This window comes from Mucilaginibacter koreensis, assembly GCF_054783355.1.
Map to the genome: position 1 here is coordinate 2229598 of NZ_BAAGQS010000001.1, position 19940 is coordinate 2249537.

Sequence of the window (19940 nt, forward strand, 5' to 3'; positions counted from 1 at the left end):
ACGTAAAGAAATACGAGGTTTGACTTTGAGTACAGATTTGAGCTTCTGATTACACTTTTAATTACCGCCGCTGCTTGATAAATCGCAGCAACCGTTGCCACAAGGTACCTTTTCGGTGAGCCAAAAAGTATTTTATGGCTCGGTAGGCTTCACTATTTTCCTTAATTACAGTTGGAAACTCGGTAACCGGATTCCGGCTGATGTGCACTTGATAAATATCTTCGTTGTTGGAATGCGTACCACTACCATCGTGCCCAATATTTTGAATTAATGATTTGGAAGGATTAAGCGTTAACCCACCCTGCAAAAAAACTGAGGCATACCAGCGTATAGCCCACGAATTATTCTTCCCCGCTTTAAAGTCCTGCATCTGCTTCCAAAAATTCATTTTCCTTTCAATAGAAAACTGATGAATTTTTGCGCTGTCAAATTGCCTCATCAAATGGTTAATATCGGGATTGAAATGCGCCCATGCTCTATCCCATGTGGCCCAGCCCCAGCTGGTAGCTGCGCGGTAAAAAAAGGTTTGCGGCAAACCGGGCGTTTTTAAATCGTACATATAGGCGCCAATGTGCATCACCTTATTTTTATCGGCATAGCGAACAAGCGCCTCATTGAAGTATTGCAAGGTATACGGTGAGGATAAAAGATCATCTTCAAATACAATTACCTTTCCATATTCTTTTACCAATTGTGTTACGCCAGCTATGATAGAATTGGCCAAACCCATATTCTGCTCCCGTTTAATTACCTTAACTGACTTAAATCCGTTAACTTCTGCTGCTACCTGCCGGGTTTGTGCAACCTTGCTTTCATCGGCATCGGTTTTGGCAGCATCAGAAAAAATAAACAGGCGTGAGTTTTCGGCTAATACATTTTGCTGCAAATAATTGAGAGTACGGCGCGTATGGTCGGGGCGGTTATAAACAAAGAGGGCAATGGGCGCCAGGTTTTGCATTACGTTTCCGGTTAAAATATATCGGCCTGTTGCCCGGCTTTGCGGCAAAGCACCGTATAAGCGTTTGCTTTTTCTTCTCTTACCTTTTTGCCACCTAACTTACCTAGCAAGCTTTTGATGCCATATTCTAAATTTATTTTCAAATTAGTAATTGCACTTTTGGGCTTACGCTGATTAATGTAGGTGTTAAATTTAGTTACCTCTGGCTCAATCATCGAGGTAAGGTCTTTAACTACTTCCAATCCTTCGGTTTTCAACAAATAACGCAGTGAGGTTGGCGTATACATGTTGATGTGCCCGTAAGCTAGAAAATGCTTGATGCGGTTATCCACCCCGGCTTTGTAATCGCGCGGTACTTCAATCACCAGCATATTGGCAACACGTTTTAATTCGCGCAACAGCATACGCTCATGCTCAACGTGTTCTAATACATGCGACAGGATGATCAGGTCAAAGCTATTATCTTCAAAAGGCAAATGATAGCCGTCAAATACCTGTACCGACTGCAGGTTTTTGATACGGCGGTTCAAAATATGCGCTACGCCACTATCCGATATCTCTACAGCGGCATAAAGGGGCGCAAAATTTTGGTCAGCCAGGTATTGCAGTATGCTGCCATCGCCGGCACCTACCTCAAGCACCTTATTAAAGCTTAAACCTTTACACACCTCTACAATGTGCTGCGCTTTATACCGGGCTCCCAGCATGCGCCAGGCTTCATCATGCTTTTCGTAAAACTCATCATAAGCAGCTTTTACATTGCTGCTAATTATATCTTGGGCCATAATTAAATGTCCAGGCAATTATTGGGTTTATAAAATACAGAGGTTGCTTTTTCATAAAACAACCCGGGCGATATACCGGTGAATGGCAATTGCTTAAAACCCTGACTCAATAAAAAATTGATTCCTTCTTTGTAATTTTCCCGCTCAGAGTCATCTAAAACCACCACGCCTGTGTCTGACAAGGCTTCTACCGCCTGTTTACAACAATTCACACGGTCGCGGCCATCAACAATGATGATATCGAATTTTTCTTCCAGCCTGATGGGCATACGGCAGTATTCACCGTCGGGCTGCAATTCGCAATAAATCATTTCAGCATTTGCGGGCTTGGTTTCTGTAATTTTTTCATACCAATCTTTATCATGCTCCACCGAAACTACTATGCCTACATGCTGCGCATAAAACAGCGTTGAATTACCTGAGCCAAATTCGAAGATGGCCTGTTGTTTGTTTAAACGGGTTTTAATAAAATTAATAAATGAATAAGTAACCCATGGGATAGGATTTCCCTCACCATCAACCGGCGATTTGTTATCAAAAGCCTTAAACCAGCCAATGCTGTTCAGGTATCCTTTTTCATTGTATGATAACAGGGCTTTCAGCCGCTCGGGCTGCTTTAATATATTCAGAAGCGATGTAAATTTGCTCAACGTTTATATACTTTTTGAAAAAGTGAAATTAAGAATAATGATTTTAACATCATAAATGCCTGCTGGCTAACTTTAGGAATAAATATGATAAAGAAAGCTGAACTGGCATAAGCAACAAGTGTAGCAATAGCAGTCCCCATCATTCCATAACGGGGGATGAGTATCAGGTTAAGTATTACGTTAATCACCGCCCCGAATCCGGTACGCAGAAAAGATAATCTTGCATAGTTTTCAGCTATCAAGTATTGTCCGTTAGCTGCTCCCAGAAACACAAACACACCTGACCATATATGCAAAGAGAGCACAGGGGCTGCACTGGCATACTCAGGTTTATATAATTTATAAATGAGCGGGGCGGCTATGGAAATAATAAGGGCGATGGGCAGACTAATATAAACCATCAGATCATATAAATCTTGTATGCGCTTCCTATAACGGTTTAGGTCATCGCGGCGGGCGTTTAGAATAGCCGGAAACAAGGAAGCTACAATTACGGATGGAATAAAATTCCAGGCTTCACTCAGGTTAACTGCAGTAGCATAAGCACCAGCTTCTTTGGCTCCACGCATATTTTGCAGCATCAACTGGTCTATCTTCATATATACCGATACCATGATGCCTGATATGATCAACGGCCACGACATAGCCAGCAACTTTTTAGCTAGTACACCATTATAACTCCACATAAGAAGACTTCGCCCTTTACGCTGATAAGTTAAAAAGTAACCGGCCGACAGCAATATCACATCAAATAAATAAGCATATACAAACCAGGTAATGGATGCTTTATTATAAATAAGCAAAAGCTTTATAATAGCAGATAGCAGCGTACCACCCATTTGTACCTGCATAATATATTTGGATTGCACCTGCGATTGAAAGTAAGAATCAATTACATTAAAGGCTTGCACAATGCCAATAAACGACAGTATTAAAGTATAGCTGTATGGTGTTGCTTTAGCCGGATACAACTGGTAAGCCATATAAATGAGCGGTATACATATCACTCCGGCTATTACTTTAAGCCAAAAAGCTGTACCTAATATACGGTCGCGGTTTTCTGGAAATTGATGCAGCTCTTTTACAATGAATTGATCAAGCCCGAGGGTAGCGATAGCTGAAAAAAAATAGATATACACAATGCCGCCTGCCAGTATACCATTACCCTCAGGATGAAGGTAATTAGCTACCTGAATACTAACCAGCATTTTAATGAGTAAACTACCTACTTTACCCACAAACAGCATACCCGTATTTTTCAGATACTTTTCAAATGCCTGCTGATTAAATCCGGGGATGCTGGGTATGCGCATAAATTGCAGGCAAAGGTATAAATATTTTATAGTTGGTTAACGGGTTCACTATTCAGTGATAATCTACTAATTCTATATACTAAATATTTTTTGTTTATTTGCATTATTAGATCACAGTAAACATCGCACTTATGGCATTTGTAACTGAAAAATTCGAAGACATCGCTAAATTCAAACCCCACCATTCCTATTCGCAAGATGGTGAGGATATGCTGCTTAGACATTTATTAACCGAGCAAATACCCAATTACAATTCGTACCGGGGTTGGTTTGTAGATATTGGTGCTTATCATCCCTACCGGCACTCCAACACCATGCATTATTACGAGTTGGGCTGGCAAGGTATCAACATTGAACCTACGGCTGAACATTTAGAGTTGTTCAATAAATATCGTAACCGGGATATCAACTTAAATATTGGTATTGGCGAACAGGAAGAAATGCGTGAGTTATACTGCTTCGAAGACCCCAGTTTGAATACGTTTGACAAAGATGTAGCCAGCGCCCGTGTAAATGGGAACCGCACACAACAAATAATTAAAACCGATTGGGTAAAAATTGTACCTCTATCGAAGGTGTTGGATGCTTATCTACCGGCCGGAGTAAACATTGATTTTATGAGCTTCGATGTGGCAGGGCTAGACATCCATATCCTTAAATCAAACAACTGGACGCAATACCGGCCAAAGTTTGTACTAGTTGAGGATGTAGACAGTAACCTGGAACACCTGGACGCCTCAGAACAGCACGACTTTCTAACTTCAAAAGGATATGAACTGGTAAGCAAAACATTAAGAACATTAATATATCAACAAAAAAGGCAGGTTTAACACCTGCCTTTTTTGTTGATATTATCAGCTTGCTTATTGATTAAGCTTGTAAAGAGCAAATGCATTATTTGTCCACCAAGGTAAGCCTTGCGGTGTAACGGCTACATTTGTAGCAGCAGCATTTGGCACAGCAGTCCAACTGCCATCAACCATATATTTATAAAGTGCTGCTTCGTTGCCTTTGCTGCCTGAGGTAATATTTTGAGCGGCAACATATATTGCTCCATTTGCACTTATGCCAATATCGGTACCGCTTACGCCATACCATGGGTTCCATAGGTAATTACCGCTGTACTGATAAACAATGTTTAATTTATTCACTACCCATGGAATTCCATTCGGACTCACAGCAATACGAATACCGGCACAATCAGGCAGGGTTTGCCAAGCATTACCAGTCCATTTCATAATATTAAAGCCACCGGTATAAGAAGCTACCTCCCTGCCAATAGCAAATACAGATCCATCGGCACCAATACCAATATCAGTGGCCAGTCCGGGAAGTAAATCCCAGTTACTTCCATTATACTTAAGAATATGCCCTGCGTAATCTACTACCCAAGGCATCCCCTGTGGAGATACCGCCACCCGCATAGCACCACAATCAGGCAGTTTACTCAGCTTACCATCATTATATTTTGCAATGGCATGCCCTCCAGCTGTTAATGAATCCGCTGTTACTATAAATACAGACCCATTAGCACCAATGCCAATATCAATCGCCTTAATATCTAAAAAAGTAATTTTTCCGTCGGCAGAAGTACTGCCGCCTGTAGCAGGTGGGGCAGGTGTATCAGTTACCATAACTACGCATCTGGCAGCAACTGCGGCTGTTTTACTTTGTACATTAATATTAGCTTTACCACTTTTTTGGCCAAAACCAAGCCATTGGCATCAACACTTACAATTGTTGTGTCTGATGAGCTCCATTTTAATTCGTTAGCCGGAAAGTTTTTGGAAGATAGCTGCTGCGAATTACCCTTAACCATTCGCAAGGTATCATAAGTTAACGATACAGATTGATCAGGATTTTGTACTGCTTCTTTCACGCAGGAAACTGAGAAAATAATCACACTGCCAAAGAGCAGTAACAGTATTCGCTTCATTATACAGATAAGGTTAAAATGTTGGAGCTAATTTAGTTAATGCCTGTAGCTTAATTGTGCATCCCCATTTAAAGCCATGTATCATTTTTATTACAAACGAAAAAGCCCCGGTGTAACCGGGGCCTTAGATAAAAATTTATGCTATTTATTGATTCACAAACTTTTTAGCATTCACTTTACGCTCATTTTCATTCAGGAAAATTTTACGTAAACGGATGCTTTGTGGAGTTACTTCAATGTACTCATCGGCTTGGATATATTCCATTGATTCTTCTAAGGAGAATTTAATGGCCGGTGCAATACGTACGTTGGTATCACTACCCGATGCGCGCATGTTGGTTAACTGCTTACCTTTGGTTAAGTTGATTACCAAATCGTTATCACGAATATGCTCACCTAAAATCTGTCCTTCGTAAATATCAACGCCCGGTTCAATATGGAAACGGCCACGGTCTTGCAATTTGTCAATGGCAAATGCCGTAGTTTTGCCAGTATCCATTGATACCAACACACCATTTAAGCGGCCAGGTATCGGGCCTTTCCAAGGCTCATAAGCCTTAAAGCGGTGTGCCATAATAGCCTCACCACCGGTAGCAGTAAGAACGTTATTACGCAAGCCGATAATACCACGGGCCGGAATATCAAATTCTAAATGCTGTAAGTCTCCTTTAGGTTCCATTACCAGCAAGTCACCTTTACGCTGTGTTACCAGTTCAATTACCTTACCGGCAACATCACCAGGTACATCAACAATCAGGGTTTCAACCGGCTCGCATTTTACACCGTCAATTTCTTTTACAATTACCTGCGGCTGGCCTACCTGTAACTCATAGCCTTCGCGGCGCATGGTTTCAATTAGTACCGATAAGTGCAGGATACCACGCCCGTATACCAGATAAGCATCCGGCGACTCGGTTTCTACAATTTTAAGGGCCAAGTTCTTTTCCGTTTCTTTATATAAACGGTCGCGCAGGTGGCGTGATGTTACAAATTTGCCTTCTTTACCAAAAAACGGTGAAGTATTAATGGTAAACAGCATGTTCATAGTCGGCTCATCAATGTGAATTACCTCCAGTTGCTCAGGATTTTCAAAATCAGCAATAGTATCACCAATATCGAACCCTTCGATACCCACAACAGCGCAAATATCACCAGAGCTTACTTCAGTCGCTTTAACTTTACCCAAGCCTTCAAAAGTGTATAATTCTTTGATGCGTGATTTTTGGATAGTGCCATCGCGTTTTACCAAAGATACCGGCTGATTTTCTTTGATGGTGCCACGCGCTACACGGCCTACCGCAATACGACCTACAAATGAAGAGTAATCCAATGAAGTAATCTGCATTTGCAAAGTACCTTCATTAACTGGTGCTGCAGGGATGTTTTCCAAAATGGCATCCATCAATGGGAAAATGTTATCCGTTGGTTTCTTCCAATCGGTGCTCATCCAGCCTTGTTTAGATGAACCGTAGATAACCGGAAAATCCAGCTGCTCTTCGGTAGCATCAAGGTTAAAGAACAACTCAAAAATCTGCTCGTACACTTCTTCAGGGCGGCAGTTCTCTTTGTCTACTTTATTTACAACTACAATGGGTTTCAAACCTAACGCCAGGGCTTTTTGGGTTACGAAACGGGTTTGCGGCATGGCGCCTTCAAAAGCATCGCACAACAGCAATACACCGTCGGCCATTTTCAACACACGTTCTACCTCACCACCAAAGTCGGCGTGGCCCGGGGTATCAATAATGTTAATTTTAACGTCTTTGTACCGTACCGAAACGTTTTTGGATACGATGGTAATACCACGTTCGCGCTCCAGGTCATTGTTATCCAGTATCAGCTCACCGGTTTCCTGATTGTCGCGGAAAATGGCGCAGCTATGCAGAATCTTATCAACCAGCGTAGTTTTACCGTGGTCAACGTGTGCAATAATTGCTATATTTCGAATGTTTTGCATGAAAATTATGCGTGCTTATTTTTGCTGCAAAGGTAAGCTTAATATATCGCATTTAAAAACAATGGCAAGTTTTATACATCATTGTTCAGTCATTTCGTTAACTGTTGATTTCGAGTACATAAGCAGTTAACCCTTAGTTTATAATGCCCGCTCAAATATTCTCTTGCTACGGGCATTATTATTGCTTAATTTTTTTACATTCATACGATTGTGCTTTTGCTGACGTATGTACTGTAAAACTTATTTTTGTCTTATGATTCAAATAATTATCATTGCTGTTCTGTTTATAGCTGCAATAGCTTATGTAGGCCGCATGATGTATAAAAGCCTTACCACAAAAAAAGGCTGCGGAACCAATTGTAAGTGTGGTGTTGATTTCTCGAATGTGAACACTAAAAACTGAGCAAATAACATTTGCACACCTGAACTTTAATTTTTCGTTGATAACCAATGGCTGAAAAGCAAATATTTCAAGCTGATACCCCCGACCGCTGGAACCGGTTTAAATGGCTGAGCCGCATTTTGCTAGGCCTGTTAATAAGTGCCGTTATTGCAGCCAGCATTACCATCACTTCTAACGAATATCCGGCATTACCTAATTTAACCCCGGCCCCTAAGAAACTAACAGCTGAAGAACTGGAGCGTATTAAGCGCTCGCCGCGTTATAAAGATTTTACCATTCAAAAAGCAGAGATCAACCAGCTGAAGCGCAACCGTGAACTGCACCAGCGGCAGCATCCCAATAATAAAAAGCGTATTAATGTTTGCTTTTACCGCGAATGGGATCCGCAAGCTTATACCTCCCTGGCCGATCATATAGCCCAGGTGGATATGATTAACAGCGAAGGCTTCAATATGGTGCCTGGTGCCGATACAATACAAGTGCGGCTGGATACAGGCTTAGTGAAATTAAACCGCAACTACCACAAGCCGGTATTAATGACGTTGAGCAACTGGATTAATGCGACCAACAGTACAGATGTTAAAGATGTATTGCGCATTACCGACAACCCGGCGTTGCGTACTCAATTCATCAACAATTTAGTAACTAATCTCAGCCGTTATCAACTGCGTGGGCTTAACCTGAGCTTTGATGATATACCCGACCGCAACAGCAAAGCTTTTATCAGTTTTGAACAAGAATTATACAACGCCTTACATGCCAAGGGCTTTTTGCTTACCCAAAACATCATCCCCGATGATGAAAGCTATAATTTACCCTTACTGGCAGGGATCAACGATTACCTGTTTGTAATGGCTATTGACCAGCATACCGAAAACAGCAGCCCTGGCGACATTACCCACCAGCGCTGGGTAGAATTGATGCTGGATAAGGTATGTGAAAAAATACCAAGCGAAAAAGTTATTTTAACCATACAGGGAGGCGGCTACGACTGGCCTTTTCAAAGTGTAGGCAAACTACTCAGCTATACGCAGGCCATTGGTACCGCAGAGAGCGCTCATGCTAAAGTGCAGTTCGACTCCTTATCGGCTAATTTACATTTTAAATATACCGATAATAACAGCCTGCCGCATGATGTATTTTTTACCGACGCTGCCACCAACTTCAACATCATACGTATGGCGGATGACTGGGGTACAGCCGGCGTAGCCCTGTGGCGTATGGGTACCGAAGACCCGCGTTACTGGCTGTTCATTCAAAAAGACCTTTCTATTGAAGCTTTGCGCAAAACAGGGCTCGATACCCGCCACATGCGGAACATTGGCCTCAATGATCGCATTGATTATGATGGCGACGGTGAAATATTAGACCTGGCTACGGTACCTGACACCGGCAAGGTAAATCTCAAAATAGATCCGGAAACGTATACCATTACCAACCAGCAATATCTAAAATTGCCTACCAAGTACCTCATCAGGCGCTATGGTTATGACCCTAAAAAGGTAGTGCTCACTTTTGATGACGGCCCCGACCCTAATTACACCCCACGCATTTTAGATATCCTGAAACAGGAAAAAGTTCCGGCTGCCTTTTTTGTGGTAGGCTCTATGGTAGAAAAAAATATCCCGCTGTTGCGGCGCGAATTTGACGAAGGATATGAGATTGGCAATCACACTTATTTTCACCCCGATATTTCGGCCATCAGTATTCCGCGTGTAAGGTTAGAGCTTAATGCCACGCGCAGCATTATTGAAACGGTTACCGGCCACAGCACTATTCTGTTCAGGCCTCCATTCAATGCCGATGCAGAGCCAACCACCATCCCCGAGGTGATACCGGTGGCTGAGAGCCGCAAACAAAATTATATCAATATTGGTGAAGCCATTGACCCGCACGATTGGGAGCCCGGCGTAACTGCCGACAGCATTGTGGCCCGCGCTATTGCCCAGGCCGGCAGCGGCTCCATGATTTTGTTGCACGATGCCGGGGGCGATACCCGTGAGGAAACGGTGAAGGCACTGCCCCGCATTATTCAGTATTACAAATCACACGGTTACCAGTTTACTACCATTGCCGATGTATTGGGCAAGCCCAAAAGCGCCCTGATGCCCCCTATTGAAGATGATGCTGACAGTGGTGTTACCGGGCCTTTGTATAAATTTTTCACCGTTAGCTTATTTTATTTTAACTGGTTTTTACTCTATGTGTTCTTGTCGGCTATCTTTTTGGCTATTACACGTATTATATTAATTGGCGTATTAGCTTTAAGGCAGTTCATAGATGAACGCAAAGAAACCAAGGCTATTGATATTGCTTCCCTGCCGCCGGTAAGCATTATAGTGCCCGGGTACAACGAGGAAGTAACTGCTGCAAAAACCATCCAAAGCTTGCTGGCGCTCGAGTACACTGAACTGGAAATCATATTCGTAGATGACGGCTCCAAAGACCGCACTTTTGAAGTAGTGAGCCATGCCTATGGCAATCATCCCAAAGTACAAGTACTTTCCAAACCCAACGGTGGTAAAGCATCTGCCCTAAACTTCGGTATCAGTAATGCCAAATATGACTATGTAGTTTGTATAGATGCCGATACCTTGTTAAAGCAGGACGCTATTTTGCACCTGATGGCCCAATTTACAGATGATGAAATAGGTGCTGTAGCCGGTACGGTTAAGGTGGGAAATGAGAATAACCTGATTACCCGCTGGCAATCCATCGAATACATTACCGCCCAGAATATGGACCGCAGGGCCTTCGATTTGCTGAACAGCATTACGGTAGTGCCGGGAGCTATCGGCGCATTTCGTAAAGAAGCCATTGCCAAAGTAGGCGGCTTTACCACAGATACCTTAGCTGAGGATTGCGACCTTACTATGCGTATTCTGAAACAAGGTTACATTGTGCGCAATGCAGGGAATGCCATCGCTTATACCGAAGCGCCCGAAACGCTGAATGCACTGCTCAAACAACGCTTTCGCTGGAGTTTTGGCGTTATACAAAGCTTTTGGAAAAACCGCGATGCGCTGTTTAACAAAAAGTACCGCTTCTTTGGTATGGTAGGCATGCCCAATATCCTGATCTTCCAGATTGTGCTGCCGCTGTTTTCACCACTTGCTGATTTAATGATGGTGATTGGCTTATTTAGTGATAAACCATTCAAAATATTGGCCTATTATCTGGCCTTCATCGTGATAGACTTACTGGTATCTCTGCTGGCCTTCCGTATGGAAAAGGAAAGTTATAAAAAGCTGGTGTATATTATCCCGCAGCGCTTTGTTTGGCGGCAACTGATGTACTATATTCTCTTTAAATCCATTCGCAAAGCAGCCAAAGGCGAGCTAAGCGGCTGGGGGGTATTAAAACGAACAGGAAGCGTAGTGGTGAAAGAGTAAGCGGCAATCAGGCTGTAATTAGTTATGATTATTTACTGATAATGGAGTAGATTTTAGTACCACTGCTTGTCACCCTAAGGCACTCGAAAGGTAAGTATAGAGCCTTTCATAGCAGGAGCCTGTGCACCCAAGCTCCGGGTGTCTCAGCATAACTGCGATAGATTAGGTGGATAAGCTTCGTATGGCTTAGGATGAGAAAGTGAAAGGATATGACTATACTTTTTCAATCAAACATACCGCGTAAGCCACTACACCCTCCTGCCTGCCAATAAAGCCCATCTTTTCGTTGGTAGTGGCTTTAATAGAGATATCATCCTCATCAATACCGGCTGCTTCGGCAATCTTTTGCTTCATGGCCGGGATGTGTGGGTTGATTTTTGGAGCCTCGAGACAAATCATAGCATCGATATTGCCAATGGTATAACTCTTCTCTTTAAGTAATACCACTACCTGCTGCAGCAAAATCAGGCTGCTGATGCCTTTCCAACGGTTATCGGTATTAGAAAAATGATAGCCGATATCGCGCAGGTTTGCGGCGCCCAGCAGGGCATCACAAATGGCATGTACCAGTACGTCGGCATCAGAGTGTCCGTAAGCGCCGGAGTGGTGCTCCAACTGCACGCCGCCCATTACAAAAGGGTGGCCTTCTTTCAACTCATGTACATCAAAGCCGAAGCCGGTTCTTATTTTAGCCATTGTTACTTTTTGCCGCCAAAGTTAACACTTAGGGTTAAGCGAAGGGTATTGGCCAAAGGACTTTTTTGCTGACTGGCTACCAGGTACGATACATCAAACTGATACACATCATACTTAAAGCCTGCGCCTACCGTAAAATACTGGCGGTTGCCTTTATTGGGATTTTCGTAAAAATAACCGGTGCGCAATGCAAACTGCTTATTGTATACATACTCTAAACCACCGGCATAACTAATCTCTTTCAGCTCCTCACTAAAACCACCCGGTGCATCGCTAAACGAACCAAAAATACCCCCGGGTACTGAGCGGTTATCATCCTTACCGCTGATAATATTGCCGTTGCTATCGCGGATAGGTGGCGTAGGCACCAACAGTTTGTTGACGTCCAGCAGCACAGTCAGTTCGTTAAAATCATCCAGGTACCAGGTATTGGCAGCGCCAATGCGTAGGTTGGTGGGCAAAAAGTATTTTTGCCCCTGCTCGGTATAACTAATTTTAGTACCAATGTTTGAGATATTCATACCCAGCGCGAAAACAGCATCTTTGCCGAACTGCTGTGTAGGTTTGCGGTAATAAGCAGAAACATCAGCCGCAGCGGCATTGGCCGGGCGGGTTTGCTGCGTACCTAAAAATGCACCATTCGCTAAGCTGGAATGAATGTAACGCAGTGTTAAACCCAAAGACAGGTTTTCGCCAAATTTACGTGCAAAGGTACCATCAATAGAAAATTCGTTAGGCTTATAAGTACCTAAATCGGCAGCGTTGCCATCCCGCAAGTCAATAGTACCCAAATTAAAATACCGCACCGAGGCTCCTATACTGTTACGTTCATCCAGTTTATGGGCATAGCTCAGGTAAGCCAGGTTCACATCAGGCACCAGGCGGCGCAGCCAGGGGCTGTAAGAAGCCGATACACTGTTCTTATCTTCTAAAAAAGTAAGTTTCGAAGGGTTCCAGTAATTGGCATTTACATCGGGCGAGAGCGCCACCCCTGCGTCACCCAACGCACCTGAGCGTGAGTCGGGCGTAATCGTCAAGAAAGGCACGGCCGTTGTGATGGCTGTACCGGAGCTGCCGTTGGTATTTGTTCCGCTAGGGCCTATTACTTGCTGTGCGAAAACAAATCCGGGAGATAACAACAGGGCTGAATACAAAAATATTTTCTTTACAAGAGAAGTAAAAATACTCATGCGGATGGTTTACAAGTTAAACTATGGGCTGATAAAGATAGGTTTATATACGTGATGAGAACCAATAAAGTTCGAATTTTCATTAAAATGCTTTGTTTAAGGTAACCCAAACTTGCTTGTTTACGTTTAACAGCAATAAAGTAAATGTAGTGTGCAACCTGAAGCAAAATTCTATTTTTGCACACTTTTATATATTTTAATATTATTTATATTTACTGTCTGATTAATTTAGCAAATATGAAGTTAAATATTACACATACTGCTTGTGTATTACTGGGATTGGGAGCTTTGATGAGTAGCTGTAGTAAGCCCATGAAATCGCAAAAAACCGGCATTACTTATAATGATAAGAACAATGGCGGTTATATGCGTTATCGCCAGGCGCATCCAGCCCCCGGTCCGGGCCTGATTCCGATTGAGGGCGGTACATTCGTATTGGGTGGCAGTGCCGACCAGGATGTAACTTATGATTATAATAATACCCGCACTCGTGTTACCGTAGCTTCATTTTATATGGATGAAACCGAGGTATCTAATCAAGACTGGCTGGATTACCTGCACTGGATCAGCATCACTTTCCCCGACGACCGCGAACTTTATTATAATGCCACACCAGATACACTGGTATGGAGACGTCCGCTGTCATACAACGATCCTTATGTAGATAATTACCTGCGCCACCCTGCATTTCAGGATTATCCGGTGGTGGGTATTACCTGGAGCCAGGCACAAGATTACTGCGTATGGCGTACTGACCGTATGAATGAAAACATATTGCGTGAGCAGGGCCGTTTAGCTTCTTGGAAAGATTTTTCGGGCAATGGCAAGCCCGGTGCCAATCAAACTGCCGGTGGCGCCAACGCTTCTACACAACCTTTCAATACGGATATATACTTAAACGGCCAGATTAGAGGCCAGGGCATTGACGGTAAAAAGATGTTGCCGGATTTAAATCCGAATGCTAAAACTGTTGCTGGTGCAACTGCCGGTAAAGGTGGTAAAGTTACCCGCCCTGTGCGTTTGGAAGATGGTATATTGAAATCGGGTTACCGTTTGCCTACCGAAGCCGAGTGGGAGTACGCTGCATTAGGTTTAGCCGGCAATACCGAGTTTGAAAACATCAACGATGGTAAAGTGTACCCTTGGAATGGCATGGGCGTACGCTCGGCCAGCCGCAAAACCCGCGGTATGATTTTGGCCAACTTTAAGCGTGGCAAAGGCGACAACATGGGTGTAGGCGGTTACCTGAATGATAAGGCTGATATTACAGCACCTGTTCGTGCTTATGCACCTAACGACTTCGGTTTATATAACATGGCCGGCAACGTGAATGAGTGGACCCAAGATACTTACCGCCAGATGAGTTTTGAGGATGTGGAAGACTTTAACCCTTTCCGTGGAAATGAGTACACCAATAAACGCCTGTCTGACCCGGCCAAAGGCATTTACGCCAAAGATAAGTACGGCCGCCCGATTAAAGACCCGGCAAGATCAAACCGCAAACTAAGCTGGGCTGAATTTACGGCACAGCAGCAAGGCAGCACTACAGCTGCTAATGGCAATGCCCCTGCAAATGCCGCAGTTACCGCTGCCGGGCAGCCAGCAGCGAACAGCGCTATTGCCGGTAAACCTTACGACCCGGATTTCAGAGGCTTTGTGGATTCTACCAACACCGCTTTATATGGTACTACTACTTTGGTGGATAACCATTCTAAAGTATACAAAGGCGGCTCCTGGAACGATCAGGCTTTCTGGCTGAACCCGGCTACCCGTCGTTTCTTAAACCAAGATGATGCCAGCGCCGAAATTGGTTTTCGTTGCGCTATGAACATGGTAGGTGCCCCTGAAATTCACCCTTCCGGCAAACCACATTTCAGCACTAAAAAACCAAGAGATTTTAAAGCAAAGTAATTGCTGACAAACCTAACAAGAAAGGGGTGCCTTATTCAGGCACCCCTTTCTTGTTAGGTAATACTTTATATTCACATTCTTTTGTCATTTCGACCGCAGGGAGAAATCTTGTTCAAGCGATAAATCTACTATAGACTGGTTTGGTGCAGAAGCTCTCTCCCTGCGGTCGAAATGATAAGAAGAGATAGCTATTGTTGTGATAACATTTAGGCGAACTGCAGGAGCACCTGCCCTTTTTCTACTTTATCCTGCGGAGCAATCTTAATTGCTTTTACAGTTACGTCAGCTGGGGCTTTGATGATATTCTCCATTTTCATGGCTTCTAATACAAATAGGTTATCGCCCTTTTTTACTTCACTGCCTTCCTGCACAAATATTTTGAGCACCAGGCCAGGCATTGGCGCCTTCAACTCACTTACTTTAGCACTGTTCAGGTTACTCATACCTAATTGCTCCAGCAGCGCGTCGAATTGGTCTTTAGCTACGATTTGATAGATGCGCCCGTTTACCTTTATACTGGCAGTTTTAGCCGCAGCATCGAATTCAACTACTTCCGCCTGGTAAGATTTATGCTGATGAATAACATGATAACGCGAGCCCCCCAATTCCTGTACATCAGCTTCAACCGGCTCCTGGTTAGCCATAAGATGATCTGCCGAACGGTTGATATCAAATTTAAATTTATCGTTTACAGTAAGTGTATACATACATTTATTGAGTAAGAGCGTATTGAATTAAGTTTGCGCCCATTTGCAGGGCTTTATTTCGTATTTCCTGACTATCGCCGGCATAAGTGCCATAATCTTCCCAGCCGTTGCCTAAATCGCATTCATAATCGTAAAAGCACACCAAGCGGCCTTTATAAGTTAAGCCGAAGCCTTGGGGGCGCTTGTTGTTATGCTCATGTACTTTGGGCAAGCCATCTGGAAAATTATATTTTTGATGATATACTGGATGATTAAGAGGCAGTTCCACAAAGTTCAATTCTGGAAACACTTTCTTCATCTGCGAACGGATGAAAGGGTCTAAGCCATAATTATCGCATACATGTAAAAAGCCGCCGCCTGTTAAATACTTACGCAAGTTGCGCGCTTCCTGGTCAGAAAACATCACGTTACCGTGCCCAGTCATAAACACATACGGATAATTAAATAATGAGGAGCTTCCTACTTCTACAACATCTTCCTGCGGCTCAAAGTTTGTTCTCAGACTGGTGTTACAAAACCTGATCAGATTGGTTAAAGCCGTACGGTCGCCATACCAATCACCGCCACCATTATATTTTAGTCGTCCTAGTTTATAGGCAGGTGCATAAAAGCTGGTGAGGCATAAGCCGGCAATAACAATAAGTGTAATCTGTTTGAATTTCACCTTTAAACTTTAAACTAAGCTATAAAAAGTTTATCGGGATTGCGAATGTCCGGACAGAATTTATCCTGTTCTGCTTACCGGTTTAATAAGTTGATTTCAAAGCAGGCCGCTAAGGCAGCTGTTTCTGTACGCAGGCGGCTTTCGCCTAAAGTAATGGGCTGATAGCCTGCTTGCAGGGCCTGGTCTATTTCCTGCTCGTTAAAATCGCCTTCTGGCCCTATTAAAATTAAATAACGGCCATGTAGTTGCGCCAATTGCTGCAAGGTGCATTTTTCTTCACCAGGCAAACAATGGGCAATAAATTTTTGACTTTCAAAGGGCTTAGTTATAAACTTTGAGAAAGCAACCGGCTCGTTCAGTTGCGGATGGTAAGCCTTTACCGATTGCTTTACTGCAGAGGTAATAATTTTATTTAACCTGTCGGTCTTAGCCTCACGGCGTTCTGAACGCTGGGTGATTATAAGGGAAACCTCATCTACACCCATCTCGGTAGCTTTTTCTAAAAACCACTCCAGCCGCTCAATATTTTTTGTTGGTGCTACCGCGATGTGTAAATGATGGTTACGCTTTTGAAACTCTGCCTGTACCGAGAGGATGCGCAGTTGCGTACGTTTGGGATGAGCATCGGTAATAATGGCATGATACAAATTACCTTTGCCATCAATCAATTGAAGCTCATCTCCGGTTTGCAGGCGCAATACCCGCACGCCATGTTTGCTTTCCTCTTCGTTTAACTGATAGAAAACCGCATCAGGTATAATATCGGGCGTATAAAAGAGTTGCATAGGTTTAATGCAAATCTACGGTATCTTCTTCGTTCAGCAGCAGCTCCAGCTTTACCGACTCCACGTTTTGCTCTGATTTACGCAATACGGTAATATCATAACCATTGGCCTCGGTGCGCTCACCTACATCCGGAATTTTGCCAAATATTTCGCCCAGCCAGCCTGATACCGTGTCATAGTCTCCATCTTCAGGCAAATCATGCGGCAGGTGGCCATTTACGTCGTATATAGGTGCAGAAGCGTTAACAATGAATTCACGGTCACTCAGCTTTTCAACAATGGGTTTTTCTTCATCATATTCATCCTGAATTTCGCCTACCAGTTCTTCCACAATATCTTCAAGGGTTACCATACCGGCAGTACCGCCAAACTCGTCTAACACAATGGCAATTTGAATGCGCTTTTGCTGCAATTCGGCCATCAGGTCATTAATTTTCTTAGTTTCCGGAATGAAGTAAGGTTTACGGATAATATCTTTCAATTCTATATCCGCATTGCGGGCCAGCAACGGCAGAATGTCTTTGGCATGTACAATACCTTTAATTTTATCAATGGTATCATCGTACACCGGCATACGGGAGTAACCTTCGGTAATCAGTGTTTCCAGCAGTTCATCCTTCTCAGTAGTAATTTCAATACCGGATATACGGGTACGGGGTACCATGATATTTTTAACCACGCGCTCATTAAAATCAAATACATTTTTAATCAGGTCGTGCTCATTTTGGTCTAACGCGCCGCTTTCTTTGCCTTGCTCCAATAAGTACTGCAACTCTTCAGAACTGTGGTGGCTTTCTTCGCCGCTTACCGTATGGATACCGAATAAGCTCAGGATAAAGTTAGCAAATGAGTTTAACACCCAAATGGCCGGCCTGAATACCACAAAAAATACACGCAGCGGCAATGATACCGTTAACGCAGTACGTACCGATCGTTGAATAGCCAGTGTTTTGGGGGCCAGTTCACCAAACACAATATGCGATATGGTAATTAAGGCAAAGCCCATTACATGGCTGGCACTGATGAGGAAGTTGGAGGTAATAGTAAGCCCTACCAATGAGAACAGGTTGAGCATGGCGCGGGTGGCTACCTCCTCGCCTACCACACCCAGGGCCAATGAAGCAATGGTGATACCCAGCTGCGTGGCAGCCAGGTAACCATCCAAATTATGCATAATGCCACGGGCCACTTTAGCCATACGACTACCGGCCTTGGCCTGAATTTCAATTTGTGAGCCTCTTACCCTCACCATGGCAAACTCAGCTGCCACAAAAAAACCATTCAGTAAAACCAAAAATATGGTTAGAAATACAGAAAACAGGCTTATATGTAATTCGGGGCCCATTTAATCAATTATTGGTAAGAAGGGAAAGTAGACCTGTACAGCTCTATACTTTCGTTAATTACTTTAAGCGCATAAGGTTTACCCATTAAGTGCTCAATGGTAACGTTTTTGCCTTCCAGCTTTTTATAATCCTGAAAGAAACGTACAATCTCTTTCATGGCATGCGGCGGCAGTTCGTTCAGGTCGTTAATGTAATTTACCGACATATCGTTCTTTGCTACAGCAATAATTTTATCGTCCTGCTCACCGTTATCCACCATGTGCATTACACCCACTACTTTGGCTTCGATAATTGACATTGGGAAAACGTCAACCGAGCATAATACCAGAATATCTAAAGGGTCTTTATCATCGCAATAGGTTTGCGGAATAAAGCCATAGTTAGCCGGGTACATTACAGATGAAAATAACACGCGGTCAAGCTTTAACAAGCCCGATTCTTTGTCAATTTCGTATTTAGCTTTTGAGCCTTTCGGAATCTCAATTATTGCGTTCACTACTTCGGGCACATTATCGCCCATAGATACCTGATGCCAGGGATGTTGAGTACTCATTCTTAATCTATATAATTTATTTCTTTTACTTAATGTTTTTCAATCTGCCGATTTGCCTACAGTTTTTTTAAAAAAGGCATACAGCAAAGGTAAAGTGGTAATGGTAATTAAGCCTAAAATAATCCATTGTATATAATTGTGCAATTCAGGATAGGCTCTGCCCAAATAGTAGCCCAGCAGGGTAAGTGTACATACCCACGCAACACTTCCTACAAAATTATACAAAGTGAACTTGCCAAAGCTTACTTTCACTACACCAGCAAAAATCGGAGCAAATGTACGTATGATCGGAAAAAATCTGCCCAGCACTAAAGCCATACCACCATATTTCTGGTAAAACTCCTCCGCCATGGTAACATAGCGCCGTTTAAAAAACAGGGATTCATCGCGCTTAAACAACGTAGGGCCTGCGCGGTAGCCAAACCAGTAACCCGTATAGTTACCCAATACACCGGCTGCAATAAGTGATAAGACCAGCACATATACTGATACATCCAACACATTGGTAGCGCACAGTAAACCGGCCATAAACAGCAAATAATCGCCCGGGAGAAAGAAGCCGAAGAATAACCCGGTTTCTGCATACACCACCAATAGCAGCAAATAAAATCCGCCTGTGCCTATGATTGTTTGTGCGTCGGTGAGGCTTTTTAAATATTCCCAGATATTCTCCATTAGTGCTGTAAATGTAAAA

General features: G+C 43.3%; 19 protein-coding genes. 4 read left to right on the plus strand and 15 right to left on the minus strand.

The window, feature by feature from the left end; genetic code table 11:
* Positions 1-61: 61 nt before the first annotated feature.
* From ACYVNW_RS10155 to ACYVNW_RS10170, 4 genes are read right to left on the minus strand one after another with little or no spacing between them, the layout of a single operon-like run.
* Positions 62-958 (minus strand): glycosyltransferase, encoded by an 897-nt coding sequence (locus ACYVNW_RS10155; protein ID WP_460679750.1) that lies wholly within the window; start codon positions 956-958, stop codon positions 62-64.
* 11 nt (positions 959-969) lie between these two features.
* Positions 970-1743: a class I SAM-dependent methyltransferase gene (locus ACYVNW_RS10160; protein WP_460679751.1), complete on the minus strand. Its 774-nt coding sequence runs from the start codon at positions 1741-1743 to the stop codon at positions 970-972.
* Between the two features lie 2 nt (positions 1744-1745).
* Positions 1746-2393: an O-methyltransferase gene (locus tag ACYVNW_RS10165; protein ID WP_460679752.1), complete on the minus strand. Its 648-nt coding sequence runs from the start codon at positions 2391-2393 to the stop codon at positions 1746-1748.
* Entirely contained in the window at positions 2390-3706 is a 1317-nt protein-coding gene (locus tag ACYVNW_RS10170; protein WP_460679753.1) for a flippase, read from the minus strand. Before ACYVNW_RS10170 ends, ACYVNW_RS10165 begins: the two co-directional genes overlap by 4 nt.
* Positions 3707-3837: 131 nt before the next feature.
* Here ACYVNW_RS10170 and ACYVNW_RS10175 point away from each other — a divergent pair, with 131 nt between their 5' ends.
* A complete protein-coding gene (locus ACYVNW_RS10175; protein ID WP_460679754.1) occupies positions 3838-4536 on the plus strand; it encodes an FkbM family methyltransferase in 699 nt (232 codons plus the stop codon).
* A gap of 33 nt (positions 4537-4569) precedes the next feature.
* Here the strand turns inward: ACYVNW_RS10175 and ACYVNW_RS10180 are convergent, their stop codons facing one another.
* The 3 genes from ACYVNW_RS10180 to typA all read right to left on the minus strand — a co-directional run bounded on the left by ACYVNW_RS10180 (position 4570) and on the right by typA (position 7599).
* On the minus strand, positions 4570-5340 hold the full coding sequence (locus ACYVNW_RS10180) for a hypothetical protein (protein WP_460679755.1): 771 nt from the start codon (positions 5338-5340) through the stop codon (positions 4570-4572).
* 2 nt (positions 5341-5342) lie between these two features.
* A complete protein-coding gene (locus ACYVNW_RS10185) occupies positions 5343-5642 on the minus strand; it encodes an Ig-like domain-containing protein (protein WP_460679756.1) in 300 nt (99 codons plus the stop codon).
* 145 nt (positions 5643-5787) lie between these two features.
* Positions 5788-7599: a translational GTPase TypA gene (typA, locus tag ACYVNW_RS10190; protein ID WP_460679757.1), complete on the minus strand. Its 1812-nt coding sequence runs from the start codon at positions 7597-7599 to the stop codon at positions 5788-5790.
* Between the two features lie 253 nt (positions 7600-7852).
* Between typA and ACYVNW_RS10195 the strand changes: the two genes are divergently transcribed.
* On the plus strand, positions 7853-8002 hold the full coding sequence (locus ACYVNW_RS10195) for a FeoB-associated Cys-rich membrane protein (RefSeq protein WP_460679758.1): 150 nt from the start codon (positions 7853-7855) through the stop codon (positions 8000-8002).
* 47 nt (positions 8003-8049) lie between these two features.
* Positions 8050-11394 (plus strand): glycosyltransferase, encoded by a 3345-nt coding sequence (locus ACYVNW_RS10200; protein ID WP_460679759.1) that lies wholly within the window; start codon positions 8050-8052, stop codon positions 11392-11394.
* A 213-nt stretch (positions 11395-11607) separates the two neighbouring features.
* On the opposite strand, the gene ispF is transcribed toward ACYVNW_RS10200, so the two are convergent.
* Complete coding sequence (gene ispF / locus ACYVNW_RS10205; RefSeq protein ID WP_460679760.1) at positions 11608-12090, minus strand: 2-C-methyl-D-erythritol 2,4-cyclodiphosphate synthase; 483 nt, start codon at positions 12088-12090, stop codon at positions 11608-11610.
* A 2-nt stretch (positions 12091-12092) separates the two neighbouring features.
* The gene (porV, locus tag ACYVNW_RS10210) at positions 12093-13280 is read right to left on the minus strand and encodes a type IX secretion system outer membrane channel protein PorV (RefSeq protein WP_460679761.1); all 1188 of its coding nucleotides are present in this window, start codon (positions 13278-13280) and stop codon (positions 12093-12095) included.
* Positions 13281-13517: 237 nt separating this feature from the next.
* Here porV and ACYVNW_RS10215 point away from each other — a divergent pair, with 237 nt between their 5' ends.
* Positions 13518-15191: an SUMF1/EgtB/PvdO family nonheme iron enzyme gene (locus ACYVNW_RS10215; protein ID WP_460679762.1), complete on the plus strand. Its 1674-nt coding sequence runs from the start codon at positions 13518-13520 to the stop codon at positions 15189-15191.
* 206 nt (positions 15192-15397) lie between these two features.
* On the opposite strand, the gene ACYVNW_RS10220 is transcribed toward ACYVNW_RS10215, so the two are convergent.
* The 6 genes from ACYVNW_RS10220 to ACYVNW_RS10245 all read right to left on the minus strand — a co-directional run bounded on the left by ACYVNW_RS10220 (position 15398) and on the right by ACYVNW_RS10245 (position 19921).
* Positions 15398-15898, minus strand: a complete 501-nt coding sequence (locus tag ACYVNW_RS10220; protein ID WP_460679763.1) for an acyl-CoA carboxylase biotin carboxyl carrier protein subunit — start codon at positions 15896-15898, stop codon at positions 15398-15400.
* Between the two features lie 4 nt (positions 15899-15902).
* On the minus strand, positions 15903-16562 hold the full coding sequence (locus ACYVNW_RS10225; RefSeq protein WP_460679764.1) for a DUF4159 domain-containing protein: 660 nt from the start codon (positions 16560-16562) through the stop codon (positions 15903-15905).
* A gap of 74 nt (positions 16563-16636) precedes the next feature.
* Positions 16637-17347: a 16S rRNA (uracil(1498)-N(3))-methyltransferase gene (locus ACYVNW_RS10230; protein WP_460679765.1), complete on the minus strand. Its 711-nt coding sequence runs from the start codon at positions 17345-17347 to the stop codon at positions 16637-16639.
* A gap of 4 nt (positions 17348-17351) precedes the next feature.
* Positions 17352-18692, minus strand: coding sequence for a hemolysin family protein (locus ACYVNW_RS10235; protein ID WP_460679766.1), 1341 nt, complete (start codon positions 18690-18692; stop codon positions 17352-17354).
* A gap of 8 nt (positions 18693-18700) precedes the next feature.
* Positions 18701-19246, minus strand: coding sequence for an inorganic diphosphatase (locus ACYVNW_RS10240; RefSeq protein WP_460679767.1), 546 nt, complete (start codon positions 19244-19246; stop codon positions 18701-18703).
* Between the two features lie 39 nt (positions 19247-19285).
* Complete coding sequence (locus ACYVNW_RS10245) at positions 19286-19921, minus strand: DedA family protein (protein ID WP_460679768.1); 636 nt, start codon at positions 19919-19921, stop codon at positions 19286-19288.
* Positions 19922-19940: the final 19 nt, after the last annotated feature.

Bases quoted from the DNA above. Each gene is read 5' to 3' on its own strand.
- ACYVNW_RS10155 (WP_460679750.1), bottom strand. From the start codon at position 958: ATGCAAAACCTGGCGCCCATTGCCCTCTTTGTTTATAACCGCCCCGAC.
- ACYVNW_RS10160 (WP_460679751.1), bottom strand. From the start codon at position 1,743: ATGGCCCAAGATATAATTAGCAGCAATGTAAAAGCTGCTTATGATGAG.
- ACYVNW_RS10170 (WP_460679753.1), bottom strand. From the start codon at position 3,706: ATGCGCATACCCAGCATCCCCGGATTTAATCAGCAGGCATTTGAAAAG.
- ACYVNW_RS10175 (WP_460679754.1), top strand. From the start codon at position 3,838: ATGGCATTTGTAACTGAAAAATTCGAAGACATCGCTAAATTCAAACCC.
- ACYVNW_RS10180 (WP_460679755.1), bottom strand. From the start codon at position 5,340: ATGGTAACTGATACACCTGCCCCACCTGCTACAGGCGGCAGTACTTCT.
- ACYVNW_RS10185 (WP_460679756.1), bottom strand. From the start codon at position 5,642: ATGAAGCGAATACTGTTACTGCTCTTTGGCAGTGTGATTATTTTCTCA.
- typA (WP_460679757.1), bottom strand. From the start codon at position 7,599: ATGCAAAACATTCGAAATATAGCAATTATTGCACACGTTGACCACGGT.
- ACYVNW_RS10195 (WP_460679758.1), top strand. From the start codon at position 7,853: ATGATTCAAATAATTATCATTGCTGTTCTGTTTATAGCTGCAATAGCT.
- ACYVNW_RS10200 (WP_460679759.1), top strand. From the start codon at position 8,050: ATGGCTGAAAAGCAAATATTTCAAGCTGATACCCCCGACCGCTGGAAC.
- ispF (WP_460679760.1), bottom strand. From the start codon at position 12,090: ATGGCTAAAATAAGAACCGGCTTCGGCTTTGATGTACATGAGTTGAAA.
- porV (WP_460679761.1), bottom strand. From the start codon at position 13,280: ATGAGTATTTTTACTTCTCTTGTAAAGAAAATATTTTTGTATTCAGCC.
- ACYVNW_RS10215 (WP_460679762.1), top strand. From the start codon at position 13,518: ATGAAGTTAAATATTACACATACTGCTTGTGTATTACTGGGATTGGGA.
- ACYVNW_RS10220 (WP_460679763.1), bottom strand. From the start codon at position 15,898: ATGTATACACTTACTGTAAACGATAAATTTAAATTTGATATCAACCGT.
- ACYVNW_RS10230 (WP_460679765.1), bottom strand. From the start codon at position 17,347: ATGCAACTCTTTTATACGCCCGATATTATACCTGATGCGGTTTTCTAT.
- ACYVNW_RS10235 (WP_460679766.1), bottom strand. From the start codon at position 18,692: ATGGGCCCCGAATTACATATAAGCCTGTTTTCTGTATTTCTAACCATA.
- ACYVNW_RS10240 (WP_460679767.1), bottom strand. From the start codon at position 19,246: ATGAGTACTCAACATCCCTGGCATCAGGTATCTATGGGCGATAATGTG.
- ACYVNW_RS10245 (WP_460679768.1), bottom strand. From the start codon at position 19,921: ATGGAGAATATCTGGGAATATTTAAAAAGCCTCACCGACGCACAAACA.